This window comes from Roseovarius sp. M141, from assembly GCF_024355225.1.
Classification (GTDB): Bacteria; Pseudomonadota; Alphaproteobacteria; order Rhodobacterales; family Rhodobacteraceae; genus Roseovarius.
This window is the reverse complement of sequence record NZ_VCNH01000008.1, coordinates 1,695,646-1,713,176: the sequence shown is the minus strand read 5'-3', so window position 1 is coordinate 1,713,176 and position 17,531 is coordinate 1,695,646. Positions and strand designations below refer to the sequence as shown.

Here is a 17,531-nt window from a genome sequence, read left to right as displayed (position 1 = left end):
ACACTGCCCCTTTTCGGGGTCTATCCCGTCACTATAGCAGCAGAAACGCCGCGAGGAAAGCGCTCTGGCACAGTCCCGGCGCGGCTATTGCGGGTACTCCCCGCCATCACCGGCGCGCTTGACCGCGCGCACCGCTTCGGGCAGGGCGTGGTCCATGCAGATCGACACGCTAATTCTGGGCGCCGGGGCCGCCGGCATGATGTGCGCCGCGCATTGCGAAGGCCGCACGCTGGTGATCGACCACGCCCGCGCGCCGGGCGAGAAAATCCGCATTTCCGGGGGCGGGCGCTGTAATTTCACCAATCTATACACGGCGCCGGAAAACTTCCTGTCCGCCAACCCGCATTTCTGCAAATCGGCGCTGGGGCGCTATACCCAGTGGGATTTCATCGCTCTGGTCGATGCCCATGGCATCGCGTGGCACGAAAAGACGCTGGGCCAGCTGTTTTGCGACAGTTCGGCCAAGGATATCGTGGCGATGCTGCGCAGCGAAATGGCGCGCGCGGGCGCGGATTTGTGGCTGCACACCAGCCTTCAGTCGCTGCGCCATGACGGGCACGCCTTCCACGCCGTACTGAAAACGCAGGGCGCGCGCCGCAATGTAACCGCGCGCAACGTGGTGCTGGCCACGGGCGGCAAATCGATCCCCAAGATGGGGGCGACCGGCCTTGCCTACGACATCGCGCGCCAGTTCGGTCTGGCAGTGACCGCGACGCGCGCGGGGCTGGTGCCTTTCACATTTCCGGATGGTCGTTTTGCCGATCTGGCGGGCGTGGCGCTGCCGGTTCGGGCGCGGGTCGGCGCGGCCAGCTTTGACGAGGCGATGCTGTTCACGCATCGCGGGTTGTCCGGGCCAGCGATGCTGCAAATCTCATCCTACTGGCACGAGGGCGAGGCGATTTTCGTTGATCTCGACCCAAGCGGCACCCTGCTGGACACCCTGCGCAGGCAGCGCGCCCAATCGGGGCGGCACAACCTGACCACCGAATTGGCACGCCACCTGCCCGCGCGGTTGGTCGCGGCCCTGCCAACCCAAACCGGGCTGACGCTGGGCGGCAATCTGGCAGATCAAAGCGACGTGGCACTGTCGCAGCTCTGTGACACCCTCAGCAACTGGCAGCTCACCCCCGGCGGCACCGAAGGCTATCGCACGGCAGAGGTCACGCTGGGCGGCATCGACACAAGCGGCGTCAGCTCAAAAACGATGGAGGCGCAGACGCAGCCCGGCCTCTATGTGATCGGAGAGGCGCTGGATGTGACCGGCTGGCTGGGCGGCTACAACTTCCAATGGGCCTGGGCCTCGGGCGCTGCGGCGGGACGCGCCATTTCTGAAAAGACAAGACAGGTCTGAAAAGACAGGACAGGACAGGACACCTGACACGGCCCATTGCTCGTTATTGGCTCAAATACCCATTCTTCATCAGATTTTTTGCAGGAAAACCTGACCCCTCGCGGCGTCAACCGAAGGTCGGATAGAACAGACCGCCGGGCGACAGGGTAAATACCTCGGCGCCGGTTGCCGTCACGCCGATCGAATGCTCGAACTGCGCCGACAGCGATTTGTCGCGCGTCACCGCGGTCCAGTCATCCGACAGAACCTTGGTCTCGGCGCGGCCCAGATTGATCATCGGCTCGATGGTGAAAAACATGCCCTCTTCCAGCACCGCACCCGAGCCGGGCCGCCCGAAATGCAGCACATTGGGCGGCGCGTGGAACACCCGGCCAAGACCGTGACCGCAAAAATCACGCACGACCGAGGTCTGATGCGCCTCGGCATACGCCTGAATCGCGTGGCCGATATCGCCGAAGGTGTTGCCGGGTTTCACTGCCTCAATCCCGATCATCAGCGCGTCATGGGTGACCTGTATCAGGCGCTCGGCATAGGTCTTGGGCTTGCCTGCGACATACATGCGGCTGGTGTCACCGAACCAGCCGTCGACGATCACGGTGACGTCGATATTCAAGATATCGCCATCTTTCAGGCTGTCATCGGGGCGCGCATGGGTGTCATTTTTCCACTTCGGGATCTTGCCGCCGGGGATGCCGTGGCAGACAACATGGTTGACGCTGATGCAGCTGGCGTGACGATACCCCTTGTAGCCGATGGTGGCCGAGGTTGCACCGGCGTCATTCACCATCCCCTCGATCATCGCATCCAGCGCCGCTGTTGACTGGCCCACCGTGATATGCGGCGCGATGTCGTCGAGGATGCGCGCGGCCAACGCCCCGGCCTTGTGCATGCCCGCGAAATCCGCAGCCTCGTGGATGCGAATTCCGTCCCGTGTCGTGCGTCCGCGATGCTCGTTATTCACGTCTGGCCTCATCTTTGGTGTCTTTGGGTCTCCCTTACTGCGCCCGCGCGAAAAGGGCCAGACCGCAGCGCGTGCCTGGGCGGACGGATTTGAGTATTTGAAGAACATTGAAAGGGGCGGCGCGCTACAGTGTGGGGAGCGTGGGCCCAAGGAGGATCTGCGAAGGTTTGATCACGGCGCCGTGGGCCATGATTTCGACCCCGGCGGCATGGGCGGCCGCGAGCGCGGTCGCATAGGCCGGGTCGATATCCGCCGCGGTTCCGACGCTTGTGCAATCGGTACGCTGGACCAGATAGAGCAGGACGGCACGCTGGCCGCTGCGGGCGATTTCGGCAAGGTCCGACAGATGGCGCGCGCCGCGTTCCGTGCGGGTGTCGGGAAATTCCGCAAGTGCGGCTTGGCGGCTGAGCGTGACGGATTTCACCTCGACATAGGCGTCCGGGCGACCGGATGCGCGCAGCAGGAAGTCGACGCGGCTTTTCTCACCATATCGCTGTTCCGGCAGAATGGCGTCATATCCCGTCAGGCCCGGCACCTGCCCCGCGCTGAGCGCCTCGCCCACCACGCGGTTGGCGGCGGAGGTATCAACGCATGCGAAATGCCCGCCAGGCAGTTCGACCAGACGCCATGCGAAGTTCAGCTTTTTCTTCGGATCATCGTTCGGCTCGACCCAGATGGGTGTGCCCGGCTCGGCCAGGCCGGTCATACGGCCGGGATTGGCGCAATGGGCCACCACTTCGCGTCCATCCTCCAGCCGTATGTCAGCGAGGAAGCGTTTGTAGCGGCGGATCAGCACGCCGCGCTCAAGAGGGGTTTGAAACCGCATGTGCCGGGGCCTATACCCAAGGGCAGGCCCGATCAAGACGCCCCGCACAAGGAGACGACGATGCCGAACCCAACCGCCGCCATGCTGGTGATCGGCGACGAGATCCTGTCAGGGCGCACGCGCGACAGCAACACCCACCATCTGGCCTGCGCGTTGACCGCCGCCGGGATCGATCTGGCCGAGGCGCGCGTCGTGCGCGATGACGCGAGCGCGATCGCCAACGCCGTGCAGGCGCTGAGCGCGGCGCATACATATGTGTTCACCTCGGGCGGCATCGGCCCGACGCATGACGATATTACCGCGGACGCCGTGGCACGCGCCTTTGGCGCCGCGATTGATATACGCGACGACGCGCGCGCCATTCTGGCGGCGCATTACGTGCGTGCAGGGATCGAGATGAACGCCGCACGGCTGCGCATGGCCCGCATCCCCGAAGGGGCGACGCTGATCGAGAACCCGGTCAGCGCGGCACCCGGTTTCATCATCCGCAACGTCCATGTGATGGCGGGCGTGCCGAAGATCTTTGAGGCGATGGTCGCCTCGGTCCTTCCGACGTTGACGGGCGGCGCGCCGCTAATCTCGCGCAGCATGGATGTCTATCGCGGCGAGGGCGACATCGCCGGGCCGCTGGGGGATCTGGCCGCGCGCTATCCGCAGCTCAGCTTTGGCTCCTATCCGTTCCAGCGGGGCGGCGTTTATGGCGCCAATGTCGTGGCGCGCGGGCAGGACGAGGGCGCGCTGGACGCTGCGATGGCCGATTTGACGGAGCGATTTGCATGATAAACCCAGATGCGCGGGCGCTCCTAACTGTGGTTCAGGCGACATGGCCTGCGTATGCGCAACAATCGCTGGGGCCGTGGATCTTGCGCGACGGGCGCGGCGGCGGCAAACGGGCATCGGCGGCGACCGCCTGCGGGCCGGTGACACACGCTGATCTGGCCGCCGCCGAGGTCGCGATGCGCGCCATGGGCCAGCGGCCCTGTTTCATGATCCGCGACGGGGACGCGGCCATTGACGCGCTGTTGGCACAGGCAAGCTACGAGGTGATCGACCCCGTGGCGATGTATGCCGCGCCGCTGGTTGATTTGGCCATGGACACACCCGAACCGACGGCCAGCTTTCATATCTGGGAGCCGCTGGCAATCCAGCGCGAGATCTGGGCGGGCGGTGGTATCGGCCCGGCGCGCGTTGCCGTGATGAACCGCGTGCACGGCGCCAAGACGGCGCTGTTGGGGCGCAAGGACGGACGCGCCGCCGCCACCGGGTTTGCCGCGATTCACGATGGCATGGCGATGGTACACGCGTTGGAAGTGTTGCCCGTCTACCGCAGACAGGGCACCGCCCGCGCGCTGATGTTGGAGGCGGCCCGCTGGGCAGCGCCTTTGGGTGCGCGGTATCTGGCCGTGGTCTGCACCGAGGCGAACACCGCCGCGAACGCGCTTTATGCGTCCATGGGAATGCACCGTGTCGGGCGGTATCACTATCGCCAGCAACCGCAAGCCGGAGAGAGTGCGTGACCGCCCGCGCACATGGCACACGCGCCGCCGCGCGAATGCTGTCCGCCCTCCTGCTGATGGCCGGGCCTACCAGCACGCTCGCCGCGCAGGAGCTGACACTACCCGGCAGTGCAACACTGACGCGCGAGGAGGCCGATGAGGCAGGCAGCCATGCCGTGCCCACCGGCCCGTGGTCCGACGGAACACTGTCGGCGCAGGACGCCGAGGGGCGCATCACGCGGCAGGCATGGCGCGTGCCCGGTGCGCCCGTCACCACGCTGCAACTGACGAATACGCTGGAGGCACAGCTTGAGGCCGCAGGGTACAGCACGGTCTACCGTTGCGCGGCGGCGGCCTGCGGGGGCTTTGATTTCCGCTTCGCCCTGACAGTATTGCCGCCGCCGGAAATGTTCGTTGATTTGTTCGACTACCACTATGTCTCGGCGCGCAAGCCCGTGGACGGGGCGGAGATGGACGCCTATGTGACGCTGCTCGTCAGCCGGTCGGGCGCCGACACATATGTGCAGATCACCCGCATCGCCCCGCAGGGCGCGCCCAGCGCGCCGCCCGCAACCGCGGCGCCGCCCGGTGTCACACCCGCGTCGGTCGCGCCGCTGGTTCAGGCGCTGACGCAGCGCGGCCATGCTGTGCTGCGCGATCTGGATTTCGCGACCGGCGCCGATACGCTGGGTCCCGGTCCGTTTACGTCCCTGACCGCGCTGGCCGCATTTCTCAAGGCGAATGGCGCCCGCCGGATCGCGCTGGTGGGTCACACCGACACGGTGGGCGGGATGGCGCCCAATCTGGCACTGTCGCGCCGCCGGGCGCGCGCCGTCATGCAGCGCCTGATCGACACGCATGGCGTGGCCCCCGCGCAGCTGGAGGCCGACGGCATCGCCTATCTGGCACCCACCGCGCCCAACACGACAGATGCCGGGCGCGAGGCGAACCGCCGGGTCGAGGCAGTCCTGCTGAGCGGCGGCTGAGCGCCGACGAAACCTGCTTAGACGTGCATCGCACAACCACCTGCCGCGCAGGCTGCTGCGATATGTCCCGGCACGCCGTCCCCGGACGTGCGCCGCTTTGGCAGGTAGCTGTGGATGGCGCGCCCCCGGCCTGTGGCATAGTCTTGGCCCACTGCGGCCCAGTCGACCGCCGCCCACGCGGCCCAATCGGCGCCCACAGCCGCGCTTGCCGCCCATGTTTGACCGTCGGGCTGCGCCCAGGTTTCGCCGCTTTGCGTTGCGACAGGAATAGCAGGCATGCGGGCAGGCGTTGCATCGCCATAGTCGGCGACGCGCTGCCCCTCTGCAAAGGCGCCCAGCGTCTGATCCCAGCGCGCCCCGCGTATCGTCAGGCCCAGACTGCGCGCGACGGGATCGTATTCGGCAGTGAACAGCGTGCCGAACCCTTGGGCATAGCGGTCCTGCAACAGGGGCTTTTTCAGGAACTGCGCATTCAGCGTGCGCGGCACCGCGTCCATCCACCTCAGATGCGCAAGACGCTCGTGGGTATGGGTGAACGCGGGATTGCTCGCCTTTTCCGGCCCGCTCTGATGGTTGGTGGCAATGGCCCGCGCGGTGATGCGCACACCGCCGCCGGGCAGCATCTCGACCCCTTCGGTGCGCCCGGACGCGTCGGCCAGCACCAGATTATAGGCCATGTGCGACGGCACGCGGCGCAGCGCATCCAGCGCGGCGTCCACGCTATCGCAAGTCTCCAAAACATAGCGGATGATCGTGGTGATCCCGAACCCCTCGCCTGTCTCTGATCGCCCGCCATAGGCAATCGCGATGGCAAGGCCGGCATCGTTGATGCCATCCGACAGCCCCCAGAGGAATTCGGACATCCCCATGACGGCGCGCCCGGTCCATTCGCTGCGCAGCAGCAGGCCCTCGTTCAGTTCGGGCGACAGATCGTAATTGCGCACCAGCCGCACATCATCGCCCTGTGCCATCGCGGCCAGAGAACACCCGCCCAGATAGGTTGGCGGGCACCATGTGGACAGGAACCGCGCGGCCCGGTCCGACCCGCCGGCAAGGGTGGTCAGCCTGCCGTGAACCGCCAGAAGCTCGGGCATGTAACGGCGCAGTGCCGCCTTGCACTCGGCCAGAGAGGGGCCGTCATCGCCGCCTCTGGCGATGAACCACGCCTGATAGTCCGGCCAGCAGCGGCGCCAGCGGGCGGCCCATTTCGGGCCGGGAACGGCTTCGGATACGGCGTCAAAAGTGAGTGTCAGATCGGTCATGTTACAGGTCCTTTTCGTTGAAGAAGAAGCGGATCATCTCGGCGCTGGCATCGGGGCCCGCACCGTCGGTATAGCTGCCGCCGGGCTGCCCGCCGGACCACGCGTGGCCCAGCCCCTCGATTTCCCAATGCTCCAGCAACGGCGCGGCGTTTGCGGCGCCAATGACGCGGCGGCGGTAGGATCGACCCGCCCTCGTACCTGCCATTTGGGTGTCGATGGATTGCGCCACGCCGTCGTCCATCGCCTGCTGCGCAATCCGCGCGCCATTGACCGGATGCACGGTGGTATCTGCCGTGCCGTGAAACACGATACTGCGCGCAGGCGCGGCACGGCGCTGCGGCTCGGGGCCGCCTCCTGCCATGGCCGCAAAGGCGGACGGCACATCCCTGGCCGCGCCCAGCGGCAGGCCGGAATGAGCGCCGACGGCGGCAAAGACATCGCCGTACGCCGCGCCAAGGATCACCGCCATCGCCGCCCCCGCAGACAACCCGGCGACAAAGCTGCGCTCCCCCGGCACGCCGAATTCGGCCATCGCACTGCGCGCCATCCCGGCGAGGATCTCGGGCTCACCGCGCCCGCGCTTCTGGTCGCCGGGGCTGAACCAGTTCCAGCACGATTGCGCGTTGTCGCCGCGCGACTGATGGGGGTAGATCACGATCAGCCCGCGTGCCTCGGCCAGTGCGTTCATGCCGGTGCCGATGGCGAAATCCTCGGGCGTCTGAGTGCAGCCGTGCAGCATCATCACGATGCCCGCAGCGCCGCCTGCCGCCGTCGACGGCACATAAGTGCGATAGCTGCGCGCCCCTGCGGCGCAGGTGTGAACATCGCTGCGAAACGCGGCGCCCGCCGGAATCGGCACGTCCCGCGCCGTGCCGTGCCCCAGCGGCATTTGCAGACCGGACAACAAGCCATCCATGCCGGGCAAGGCCCCTGCGCCCCCGGCCTGCCCGTCCAGAGGCGAGGTCAATCCGTGCTGCGCAAGGGTGCGCTGCACCAGATCGTTGGCGGCATCGATGCGCGCAGAACGTGCGTCACCGGTCGCCGGGCGCATTGCGCCAGCGTTGAAGTTCTTCATGTTTTCAGTCCTTTTTGATGCGCCAGCGCGCTACATTATGCGCCCTGCCAGCGCCTTCTTTACGTCCGGGCTGGCCTGCAAGGCCCCCAGCACCGTGATGGAACCGATGGTCGCAAGCGCCAGTTCAGGCGTGACATCTGCCGCAATCCGGGCAAGGCCCACAACCTTGACATGCAGCACCTCGCCGGCAGCCTTCAGCGCCTCCAGATCCGCGCTGGTGTAATCGCGCAGGCCCAGCTCCATCGTGTGGCGCTCGATGGATTTGGCGACCACCTCGACATGGCTGTCCAGCTGGTTGCGGATCGCGGTGCGGATGAAATCGCTGCGGTTGGAGTAAAACCCCTCCTGCACAAGCAGATCTATCCGGCCCAAATCCACATAGCCAAGGTTGATCGTGATTTTCTCGCTGTCTGGCGTCTTGTCTCGCAGGTGTCTTACGTTACTCATGGTATATTCTCCATCTACATGGATGGTATATGGCTGATATTTGGTGAATTGCAAGGGTTTCGTGAGGTCAGCCGCCCAGCTTGACGACCCGCTTGCCAGAGTTTTTGCCATACAGCGGGCCGACGAACGCGGCAGCCCATGATCTTGACGATCTGACCCACGGCTCCAGCCTCAGGATTTCGTCGTTCGGCGCGTCCTTGGGGCATTCGGCCAGAACATATTTGCGGTACATGGTTGTGGATTGTGTTATGTTGGGTGCCTTTCCAACGTCAGGCATGTGGTTCATCACCACAGGCAGATACCCATCAACTGGGGGTAACTGCCTGAAAGCAGTGCCTCCGTGGGGCACGGGTATCAGGCGCCGACATCATCCAGCGGAAAGACAGGGCGGCGCAGGCGCACATAGGCGCGCGCAGTCACATCGGGCGTGCACAGCCCGCCGGCATCGGTGATGATGACCTGTGATGCGATGGCGGCGAAGGCCCCCTTGAAATGCTGCATCGATTTCACCGCCAGTATGGATTTCTCGGTCGGTTCGATCCCGGCGACGCGGAAAATATTGCGATCCAGCATCTGCATCCGGTCCGACACTATCATGATGTCCAGCCCCTGCACCCGCAGGCAAACGCTGGCCCCGGTCGATCCGGGCAGGCCGGTGAACATCGGCCCCTCGAAGGTAAAGGCGCCATCGCTGATCGCCATGACGCGGCCCGTGACCTGCAAGGGACCGCCACCGACAGAGGGATCGATTTTGCCGCCGATGGACAGGGTCACGTCCGCGCCGACGCCTGCGCGTGACAACTGCGCAACCGCGCCGGGATCAAACAGCGCGCCAGCGGCGCCGTTCTGCACGCCCGCTTTCAGCAATGCCGCGATCAGCGCCGTGCAGTCGCTATAGGCGCCCGAGCCGGGGTTGTCCGAATAATCCGCGATCACGATGGGCCGATCGGGCGACTGGCGAAAATCGAGGCGCGCCATGCACTCTGCCAGCGGGATCGGTTTTGACCACTCTTCGCGAAACCCCCAGATTTCATCGCAGATCCGCTGCGCCGCCGCGATGGCCTGCGCCCCCGCGCCCGCGTCATGCGTCACCAGAACGGACGGCCCGGTCGCCCAGACATCGGCATCGGTAAAGCCCGCGTTGATCGCCACGTTCAGGATGCCGCCAGCCTCCATCTCGCGTGCGGCGCTGTCCAGCAGGCGGCACATCGGGCCATCCTCGGTCGTGCGCCCGTCGTCGCAACCCACCAGCATCGGGGGGCGGCGAATGGTAATCTGCGGCGCAATCGCGCCGACCATTGCGCCGTGCAGCAGCGTGCATGCCTCATGGCCGACGTCGCGCATGTCGACATGCGGATAGGTGCGGAACGACACGACGATGTTGGCCAGATCAGCCAATTCATCAAAGATGTTGGCGTGCAGGTCCAGCGTGATCGCCAGCGGAATATCAGGGCCGACGACTGCGCGGATTTCGCGCAGGAACTGGCAATCGCCATCCTGATCGGTTTCAGTCACCATCGCGCCATGCAGGGCGACGAATACGCCATCAAATGGCCCGCCTTCGGTCAACCTGCGCAGGCATTCGCCGGTGATCTCGGCGCGCGCCTCTTCGGTGACGATGCCGTTCGGTTCGGCGTGGGCGGCGGTGATGTAGACGGGCGTCCAGCCTTGTGCCTCGGCCACGTCGATGGCGCCGCCCACTTCGGACCCGGTGCCGCGGAAATTGGCCGGGATCTCATCGCCCTTGAAGTAATGTGAGGCGTGGAACCCGCTCATGTCTGTGCGCATGACTGTGAACGTGTTGCTTTCGTTGATGAACTCGATGATCGCCACGCGATATGTCATGCGCTGTCCTTTGGGTGCGTCAACGCGGGGGCGACCTGCTTGAGGAAACGGGCTGATCGCTCGTGCTGCGGAGTGGTGAAAAATGCCTCGGGCGGGGCAACCTCGATGATGCGGCCCGCGTCCATGAACACGACGCGGTCCGCCACCTTGCGGGCGAACCCCATCTCATGGGTGACGCAAAGCATCGTCATGCCCGCATCCGTCAAATCGGCCATGACGTCCAGAACCTCGCCGATGGATTCGGGGTCCAGCGCCGATGTCGGTTCGTCAAACAGCATGATGCGGGGCTTCATGCACAGGCTGCGCGCGATGGCAGCGCGCTGTTGCTGCCCGCCCGATAGCTGGGAGGGGTATTTGTCGGCCTGATCCTGCATACCGACGCGCGCGAAGTATTCCATCGCCGCCGCGCGCGCCTCGGCCCTGGGCACTTTGGCGGTATGGATCGGCGACAGGGTGCAATTCTCCAGCGCGGTCAGATGCGGGTAGAGGTTGAAATGCTGAAAGCACTTGCCGACACGGTCGCGAATACGGCGCACCGCATCCTTGCCATCCTGCGCGGTGATCCCGCAAACCGCCAGCCTGCCCGACTGCGGCACGACAAGGTGGTTGATGCAGCGGATCAGCGTCGATTTGCCCGACCCGGACGGGCCGCAGACGACGATCTTTTCGCCATGCGCCACACTCAGGTCAATATCGCGCAGCGCGTGGTAGGCGCCGAAATGCTTGTTCACCCGCTCGAACAGAACAGCTGGGCCATCATCTATGCCATCCATGTAAATCGCCCCTCGACCCGGCGCAGTGCCCATTCGATGGCCAGAACCAACACCAGATAATGCGCGGCGGCGACGTAGTAGACCCGCAGATCCAGCGTTTCCGAAAAGATGAACCGCGCCTGCCCCATCAGATCGAACACCGTGATGATCGCCACCAGCGACGTTGCCTTGAGCAGCAGGATGAATTCGTTGCCGATGGCCGGCAGCGCCTTGGCAAAGGCGATGGGCAGCAGCACCCGGCGGAACGCGGTCCAGCGCGTCAGGTTCAGCGCGGCGTTGGTTTCATGCACCGAGGCGGGGATGGTCTGAAGGCTGCCGCGAATAATCTCGGCCTGATAGGCCGCCGTGTTCAACACCAGGGCCAGCAGCCCGCAATACCACGCATCCCGGAACATCCACCACAGGCCGATGGCGCGCAGTTCGCTGTTGAACTGGCCGAGGCCGTAATAGACCAGAAACAGCTGCACCAGCAGCGGCATTCCGCGGAAAAGGTTGACATATCCCAGCGCCAGCCAGCCCAGAACTCCGGTGGATTTCGCCCGCGCCACGCCAATCGGCAGCGCCAGAAAGAAGCCAAAGAAAACGGCGAGCACCGTCAGCGACGCCGTGGTGATCAACCCGTCCAGCCACAGGCCCCGGAAATTCAGCCACAGGTCAAGCATCGCCGGTCTCCACCCGGGCGAAACCCTTCGAGGCACGGCGCTCCAGTCCCTTTTGCAGCCATGCAGATACGGCGACGAGTGCGATGTAGATCGCGCCGATGACAAGATAGAAAAAGAACGGCTCGCGCGTGGTGTTGATGGCCAGTGTCGCGATATGCACCAGATCGCTGAGCGCGATGATCGACACCAGCGACGTGTCCTTTAGCAAAATCACCCAAAGGTTGCCAAAACCGGGGATCGCATGGCGCCACATCTGCGGCAGGATGACCAGGCGGAACGTCTGGCAGGGCGATAGGCCCAGCGATTGCGCCGCCTCGGTCTGGCCTTTGCCGATGGCGTTCAGCGCGGCGCGCACCACCTCGCTGCCATAGGCGCTGATGACAAGGCTCAGCGCGATCAGGCCAGCCAAAAAGGGCGACACCGACAGGCGCGCGCCCGGCGCGATCCAATCGGTGGCCCAGTTTATCAGCGCCTGCGATTGGTAATAAAGGATCAGCAGCGTCAGGATCTCGGGCAGCGTCTTGAACACCGTGGTATGGATCTGCGCCGCGATACGGACAGGCCGGTACGGCGACACCTTGGCCCAACACACCGCAAAGGACAGCACGACCGCGATGGGAAACGTCGCCAGCGCAAGCGCAAGCGTAACACCAAGCCCGAGCAACAGTTCATCGCCCCAGCCGGAATCCCCGTAAGATAGCAATGTCAGGAATTCCATGTGGCGCCGTCTCGCATATCAAAGGGTTGGCCGGGCCGCCTTGCGTACGGCCCGGCCTGTTTCGCTTATCCTATTCGCCGAACAGTTCGCTGACCGCGACCGGCTTGCTGCGGATGTCGAACTCGAAATACTGCGCGCGGATATCGTCATAGGTGCCGTTTTCGATGATCGTGGCCAGCGCCACGTTCACGCGGTCGCGCAGGTCGGTTTCATCCTTGCGAAAGGCCATGCCCGCGCCGATGGTGCCGTCCAGCAGGAAATCCTGCCCGACGAATTCGCAGCACTCGACTCCATCCGCCATCCAATCGGCAATGGCGAATTTCGATTCCAGCACCAGATCCAGCCGACCGCTTTCCATGTCCAGAAACGCCTCGCCCAGCTTGGGGTACAGCTTGATGTCGTTGTTTGGGAAATACTGCTTCAGCACCTTGCTGGCGACGCCGCCGGACTGCGTGCCCAGAACCATGCCGTCCAGCGTTTCGGGGGTGGCATCCGTCAGCCCCAACTCCTTGAGCGCGGCGAAACGCATGGTGTTGAAATAGTACGGATCGGAAAACGCGACCTCCTCCATCCGTGCCTCGGTGATGGCCATTGAGGCGATCAACACGTCGAACTTGCCCGACTGGAGCGCGGGGATGATGCCGCCCCATTCATGCGTGCTCCACTCGCAGTTGGCCTGCAATTCGGCGCAGATGGCGTTGCCGATATCGATATCAAAACCGTTCAACGCGCCGCTTTCCGACACGGAATTGAACGGCGCATAGGCGCCTTCGGTGCCCAGACGGATGGTTTCGGCCTGCGCAAATCCGGCGCCCAGGCCCAGCGCGGCGACGGCAAGTGCAGATTTTTTCATGAGTGCGAACATTCTTCTCTCCCTGCGGGGCGGCGGGCCGACCCGATCTTTGTTTTGTCAGCCTCTTGCAGAGGCGCTATCGTTTCTGGGGCTTCCAACCAGCCAGGCAGGACGCTGTTGATACTTATAGGGGCCTTGCCGCGCGAGCCTCAAAGCAAAAGAACTATTTCAAAGATGAGCCAAGCTAATAATATGCAATCGCCCCGCGCCTTTCGCACTCAGATGTCCAACCTGCGCGCGCTGCGCGCATTCGAGGCTGTGGCCCACCATCTCAGCTTTACCCGCGCGGCGGATGAACTGTCGGTCAGTCAGGGCGCGATCAGCCACCAGATCAAATTGCTGGAACAGCGGTTGGGCACGCGCCTGTTTACCCGCCACGGCAAGAGCGTCGCGCTGACGCTGGAGGCCGAATTGCTGCGCGATGTGTGCGCCCGCAGCTTTGACGAGATCGGCGAGACGCTGTCGCTGATCGGGCACAAGCCCAAGGCGCAGATCCTGCGCGTGCGTAGCGGGCCGTTCTTTGCGATGAAGGTGATCGCGCCGCGCATTTCCGAATTTCTCAGCGCCAATCCCGGTATCCAGCTGCATCTGAACAATCTCGATCCCGATTCCGCATCACTGGGCAGCGAGGACGTGCTGATCAAATACTGCCTTCAGCCGCCAGCCAATTCAGTCTCGGTCGAAATCCTCAAGGAAAATCTGGTGCTGATCTGCAACCCGGATCTGGTGGCGACCGGCGATAGTCTGGAGCGAATCATAGCCCGCCCCGATATCGCCCGCCTGCACTACCGCGACATGAGCGATTGGCAAAGCTGGCTGGACCTGTTCGGCTATGCCGGGCCGACCGCGCCCCAGAACCTGATTTTCGACGACCAGCACACCATTCTGGAGGCCGCCCGATCCGGTCAGGGTATCGGCATGGCCGAACGATCGCTGATCAGGGGCGACCTCGAACGGGGGCGCATCGCGATCCTGTCGGATCTGTGCCTGCGCCCCGAGGCGTCCTATAAGTTCGTCTACAAGACCGAACGCGCAGCGACACATCCCATGATCGATTTGTTCCGCACATGGCTGGAAAGGCAGGTCGCGCTGATCCAAGGTACAGACGATCACACAGGTAATCACACAGGCACCCAAGGAGAGACGACATGAGCGATGCATTCGACGAAGACCTATTCGCCAAGGGGCTGGAGCAGCGCAAGGCGACGCTGGGCGCCGAGTATGTAGAGCGTAATCTGGCCGCCGCCGATGACTTCACCCGCCCCTTTCAGGAGGCGATGACCGCATGGTGCTGGGGCTTTGGCTGGGGCGATGACGTGATTGCGCCCAAGACCCGCTCGATGATGAATCTCGCGATGATCGGTGCTCTCGGCAAGATGCATGAATGGGAACTGCACTGCAAAGGCGCGCTGAACAACGGCGTTACCAAGGAGGAAATCCGCGCCATCATCCATGTGATCGGCATCTATTGCGGCGTCCCGCAGGCGCTGGAGTGTTTCCGCGCCGCCCGCAAGGTTCTGGTGGAGGCGGGCGAACTGGACGGGTGATTTTTCAGGGCCGCCCTGGCGTTACAGCGCCAGCGCGGTCCTGCGCCCCTCGAAAATGGCAAAGGCGGCATTGCGCGGCGCGTTCGCATCGCCGATCACCTGCGCTGCGATGCCTCTGTGCGCCAGATCAACGCGCAGGGATGTGTCCGCAACATTCGTGGTCGCCAGTACCAGCGCATCGGCCTCGATCCTCTGCGTCTCGCCGGTCAGCAGCGACAGCACTTGCGCGCCCTGCCCGGTCCATTCGGCAATGGCGCTGTCGGTAATGAACTGCGCGCCCCTCTGCGCGAGTGCGCGCCGCAGCGGCCAATCGGTGGCCGAGCGTTGCAGTTCCTTGCCGACCAGCGCATCGGGGGTGACAATTGTCACGTCATGGCCATCCTCGGCCAGCCGCCACGCGGTGCCGCAGCCGCGCCAGTTACCGCCCTCGTCCAGCACGATCACGCGGGGGCCGAGGCGCGCGGCGCGCATCATCACGTCCTCGGCGGAGTGGACATGGCCCAGCGCAAGACCGGGCAAGGCGGCGACATGGGGCAGCGCGCGTTGGAACCCGGTTTCCGTGGGCAGCGATCCGGTGGCGAGGATCACATGATCTGCCCCGAACGCAGCAATGTCACCGGCATCCATGTGGCTGTTGTAGCGCAGACGGGCACCCAATTGCTCCAGCTGGCGTTGATACCAGCCGATCAGATCGGTGATCTGCCCCCGGCGCGGCTGCAAGCCGGCGAGGCGGAACTGGCCGCCCACTTCCGGCCCCGCCTCGGCCAGCGTCACGCGATGGCCGCGCTCGGCGGCGGCGCGCGCAGCCTCCAGCCCGGCGGGGCCGCCGCCGACGACCAGCACGGTTTGAGGGGCGCCAGCGGGCGTGAGACGGTCGCCACCCCAGAGATATTCGTGACCGGCAGAAGGGTTGATCAGGCACGAGATGTAATAGTCGCGGCTGCGCCGTCCCCAGCATTGCTGATTGCACGAAATGCAGCCGCGAATGTCATCTGCGCGCCCGGCCTCGGCCTTGGCCACCAGATGCGGATCGGCGATCTGGCCGCGCACGATGGACACCAGATCAGCCTCACCCGCGCCCAGCACGGTGTTGGCGTTCTCCGGCGTGCGGATGTGGCTTTCGGCCGTGACGAGGGCATTTTTGACCAGCCCTTTCAATAGCTTGGCCAGATCGACGCCCAGCTTTTCGCCATAAAGGAAGGTCGGCATCAGCTTGTAAAAATCGAAATAGCCACCGGTGCCGCAGGTGACATAGTCCATCAGCCCTTCGCCGTCGTGCAGCGCGACGATCTGCGCGGTCTCCTCGCGGCTCAGCGCTGCCTTGACGTCCGGCTCGTCATTGACGGCAAGGCCGATGATGAATTCATCGCCGCAGGCCGCGCGGATGCGGTACAGCACCTCGCGCGAGGCGCGCGTGCGGTTTTCCAGGCTGCCGCCCCATTGGTCGGTGCGCTGGTTGGAAAACGGCGTCCAGAACTGATCGAGCAGGCCGTGATAGGCCGCCCACACCTCGACCCCGTCGAAACCTGCCTTCTGGCATCGGATCGCGGCCTGCACGAAGCCGTCGATGGTTTCCTCGATCTCGGCCTCGCTCATCTCGTGGCTGCCGTCGCTGTCGTGATAGCTGGGTCCGCCCGAGGGCGACCAATGCGCGTGCCATGAATTGTCGCCGTCGCCATGCGCGCCGATATGGTAAAGCTGCTGGATCATCACGGTGCCATGGGCGTGGCAGGCATCCGTCAGCTTGCGAAAATGCGGGATGACGTCATCCGTGCCGCCACGAAAGTTACCGCGCGTCAGCACGGCAGCGGGGTGGACCGGCATCGGTTCGACCACGATCATCGCGGCGCCGCCCATCGCGCGCTCGGCGTAATAGGCGATGTGCTGGGCGCCAGGCAGGCCGTTTTCGGCCATGTTGGTCGTATGGGCGCCAAAGACGATGCGGTTTTTCAACGTCTTGTGGCGCAGCTGAATGGGGTTGAAAATATGCGGGTGGCTCATTCGCCGCGCTCCAACCTGCCCAGCCCTTCGGCCAGTGTCTCGCTCATGCCGCTGCCTGTCATATGGTTGCGCAGCCGCTGGTTATAACCCCCGGGCGTGTCCAGCGCGCTGAGCAATGTGGCGCAGTCCGATCCGATCAGGCTGGAGCCGACCAGCGCACGCAGGAACGCTTCGCCCTGCGCGCGATCCCCTGCGCGGCTACCCAGCCAATCGGCGGCATCCGCGACCATACGCACAGCAGGCGACAGGACGGCCTGTGCGCAACTGTAGGCGGCCAGATCGTCCTCGGACTTCAAGGCAAATATGGTGTTTCGCCCGCCAAAGAGTGTCTGCAACAGGTCCGTGTCGCCATAGCCCATGATCGGCGATCCGCCCTGTGCGATGCCAGGAAAGGGGATCATGATCGCCGCCGCCTGCGCCGGGGCGATCATCTGTGCGACCTTGCCCAATGCGCAATCCGCCATCAGCGAGATCACCTTGTGATCCGCGCGCAAGGCAAGGCTGCCCAGCACATCGCCCGCCACCCCGGCCATCAGCCCGAGAAAGATGACGTCACTTCGGTCCAGCACTGCCTGATTGTCGTGAATTGTGACGTTTGCATGCATCGCCGCAAGCCGTTCGGATTGTGCTGCGCTACGGCGCGACACGGCGATGTCGTGCCCGTCCCCTGCCATGCCCTGCACCACAGCCGACGCGATGGTGCCCGTGCCGATGATTCCGATACGCAT

The 17,531-nt window shown here is 64.5% G+C and carries 19 protein-coding genes; 6 read left to right on the top strand and 13 right to left on the bottom strand.

The genetic code is table 11. The features are described 5' to 3' along the window. The first annotated feature begins 154 nt into the window (after positions 1-154). Complete coding sequence (locus tag FGD77_RS12440; protein WP_255010074.1) at positions 155-1,351, top strand: aminoacetone oxidase family FAD-binding enzyme; 1,197 nt, start codon at positions 155-157, stop codon at positions 1,349-1,351. 106 nt (positions 1,352-1,457) lie between these two features. Here FGD77_RS12440 and map read toward each other — a convergent pair whose 3' ends face one another. Further along, positions 1,458-2,324 carry a type I methionyl aminopeptidase gene (map, locus tag FGD77_RS12435; protein WP_255010073.1) on the bottom strand — a complete coding sequence of 289 codons (867 nt, stop codon included), beginning with the start codon at positions 2,322-2,324 and terminating at the stop codon, positions 1,458-1,460. A gap of 112 nt (positions 2,325-2,436) precedes the next feature. Continuing rightward, the gene (gene sfsA / locus FGD77_RS12430) at positions 2,437-3,138 is read right to left on the bottom strand and encodes a DNA/RNA nuclease SfsA (RefSeq protein WP_255010072.1); all 702 of its coding nucleotides are present in this window, start codon (positions 3,136-3,138) and stop codon (positions 2,437-2,439) included. A gap of 60 nt (positions 3,139-3,198) precedes the next feature. Between sfsA and FGD77_RS12425 the strand changes: the two genes are divergently transcribed. Genes FGD77_RS12425 through FGD77_RS12415 form a run of 3 tightly spaced genes read left to right on the top strand, consistent with a single transcriptional unit; the run spans position 3,199 to position 5,620 of the window. Then, a complete protein-coding gene (locus FGD77_RS12425) occupies positions 3,199-3,918 on the top strand; it encodes a molybdopterin-binding protein (protein ID WP_255010070.1) in 720 nt (239 codons plus the stop codon). Then, a complete protein-coding gene (locus FGD77_RS12420) occupies positions 3,915-4,655 on the top strand; it encodes an N-acetyltransferase (RefSeq protein WP_255010069.1) in 741 nt (246 codons plus the stop codon). The genes FGD77_RS12425 and FGD77_RS12420 overlap by 4 nt, the downstream gene beginning before the upstream one ends. Further along, positions 4,652-5,620 carry an OmpA family protein gene (locus tag FGD77_RS12415; protein ID WP_255010066.1) on the top strand — a complete coding sequence of 323 codons (969 nt, stop codon included), beginning with the start codon at positions 4,652-4,654 and terminating at the stop codon, positions 5,618-5,620. Before FGD77_RS12420 ends, FGD77_RS12415 begins: the two co-directional genes overlap by 4 nt. Positions 5,621-5,637: 17 nt before the next feature. Here the strand turns inward: FGD77_RS12415 and FGD77_RS12410 are convergent, their stop codons facing one another. From FGD77_RS12410 to FGD77_RS12370, 9 genes are all read right to left on the bottom strand, one after another. Then, positions 5,638-6,882, bottom strand: a complete 1,245-nt coding sequence (locus tag FGD77_RS12410; protein ID WP_255010063.1) for a C45 family autoproteolytic acyltransferase/hydolase — start codon at positions 6,880-6,882, stop codon at positions 5,638-5,640. 1 nt (position 6,883) lies between these two features. Then, positions 6,884-7,957, bottom strand: a complete 1,074-nt coding sequence (locus tag FGD77_RS12405; protein ID WP_255010060.1) for a PHB depolymerase family esterase — start codon at positions 7,955-7,957, stop codon at positions 6,884-6,886. A gap of 30 nt (positions 7,958-7,987) precedes the next feature. Beyond that, positions 7,988-8,404: a CopG family transcriptional regulator gene (locus tag FGD77_RS12400; protein ID WP_255010057.1), complete on the bottom strand. Its 417-nt coding sequence runs from the start codon at positions 8,402-8,404 to the stop codon at positions 7,988-7,990. A gap of 67 nt (positions 8,405-8,471) precedes the next feature. Further along, positions 8,472-8,681, bottom strand: coding sequence for a hypothetical protein (locus FGD77_RS12395; protein ID WP_255010054.1), 210 nt, complete (start codon positions 8,679-8,681; stop codon positions 8,472-8,474). 77 nt (positions 8,682-8,758) lie between these two features. Continuing rightward, positions 8,759-10,249, bottom strand: a complete 1,491-nt coding sequence (locus FGD77_RS12390) for a M81 family metallopeptidase (protein WP_255010051.1) — start codon at positions 10,247-10,249, stop codon at positions 8,759-8,761. After that, the gene (locus FGD77_RS12385) at positions 10,246-11,022 is read right to left on the bottom strand and encodes an amino acid ABC transporter ATP-binding protein (RefSeq protein WP_255010049.1); all 777 of its coding nucleotides are present in this window, start codon (positions 11,020-11,022) and stop codon (positions 10,246-10,248) included. The genes FGD77_RS12390 and FGD77_RS12385 overlap by 4 nt, the downstream gene beginning before the upstream one ends. After that, positions 11,010-11,684, bottom strand: coding sequence for an ABC transporter permease (locus FGD77_RS12380; protein ID WP_255010047.1), 675 nt, complete (start codon positions 11,682-11,684; stop codon positions 11,010-11,012). Before FGD77_RS12380 ends, FGD77_RS12385 begins: the two co-directional genes overlap by 13 nt. Continuing rightward, positions 11,677-12,402 carry an ABC transporter permease gene (locus FGD77_RS12375; protein WP_255010044.1) on the bottom strand — a complete coding sequence of 242 codons (726 nt, stop codon included), beginning with the start codon at positions 12,400-12,402 and terminating at the stop codon, positions 11,677-11,679. The genes FGD77_RS12380 and FGD77_RS12375 overlap by 8 nt, the downstream gene beginning before the upstream one ends. A gap of 70 nt (positions 12,403-12,472) precedes the next feature. Beyond that, positions 12,473-13,267: a transporter substrate-binding domain-containing protein gene (locus FGD77_RS12370; protein ID WP_255010042.1), complete on the bottom strand. Its 795-nt coding sequence runs from the start codon at positions 13,265-13,267 to the stop codon at positions 12,473-12,475. A 162-nt stretch (positions 13,268-13,429) separates the two neighbouring features. On the opposite strand from FGD77_RS12370, the gene FGD77_RS12365 reads away from it, so the two are divergent. Together FGD77_RS12365 and FGD77_RS12360 are read left to right on the top strand one after the other, a co-directional pair. Next, positions 13,430-14,407, top strand: coding sequence for a LysR family transcriptional regulator (locus FGD77_RS12365; protein WP_255010040.1), 978 nt, complete (start codon positions 13,430-13,432; stop codon positions 14,405-14,407). Next, positions 14,404-14,802: a carboxymuconolactone decarboxylase family protein gene (locus FGD77_RS12360; protein WP_255010037.1), complete on the top strand. Its 399-nt coding sequence runs from the start codon at positions 14,404-14,406 to the stop codon at positions 14,800-14,802. Before FGD77_RS12365 ends, FGD77_RS12360 begins: the two co-directional genes overlap by 4 nt. 21 nt (positions 14,803-14,823) lie before the next feature. Here the strand turns inward: FGD77_RS12360 and FGD77_RS12355 are convergent, their stop codons facing one another. Together FGD77_RS12355 and FGD77_RS12350 are read right to left on the bottom strand one after the other, a co-directional pair. Then, on the bottom strand, positions 14,824-16,803 hold the full coding sequence (locus FGD77_RS12355; protein WP_255010035.1) for an FAD-dependent oxidoreductase: 1,980 nt from the start codon (positions 16,801-16,803) through the stop codon (positions 14,824-14,826). Further along, the gene (locus FGD77_RS12350; RefSeq protein WP_255010033.1) at positions 16,800-17,531 is read right to left on the bottom strand and encodes an NAD(P)-binding domain-containing protein; all 732 of its coding nucleotides are present in this window, start codon (positions 17,529-17,531) and stop codon (positions 16,800-16,802) included. The genes FGD77_RS12355 and FGD77_RS12350 overlap by 4 nt, the downstream gene beginning before the upstream one ends.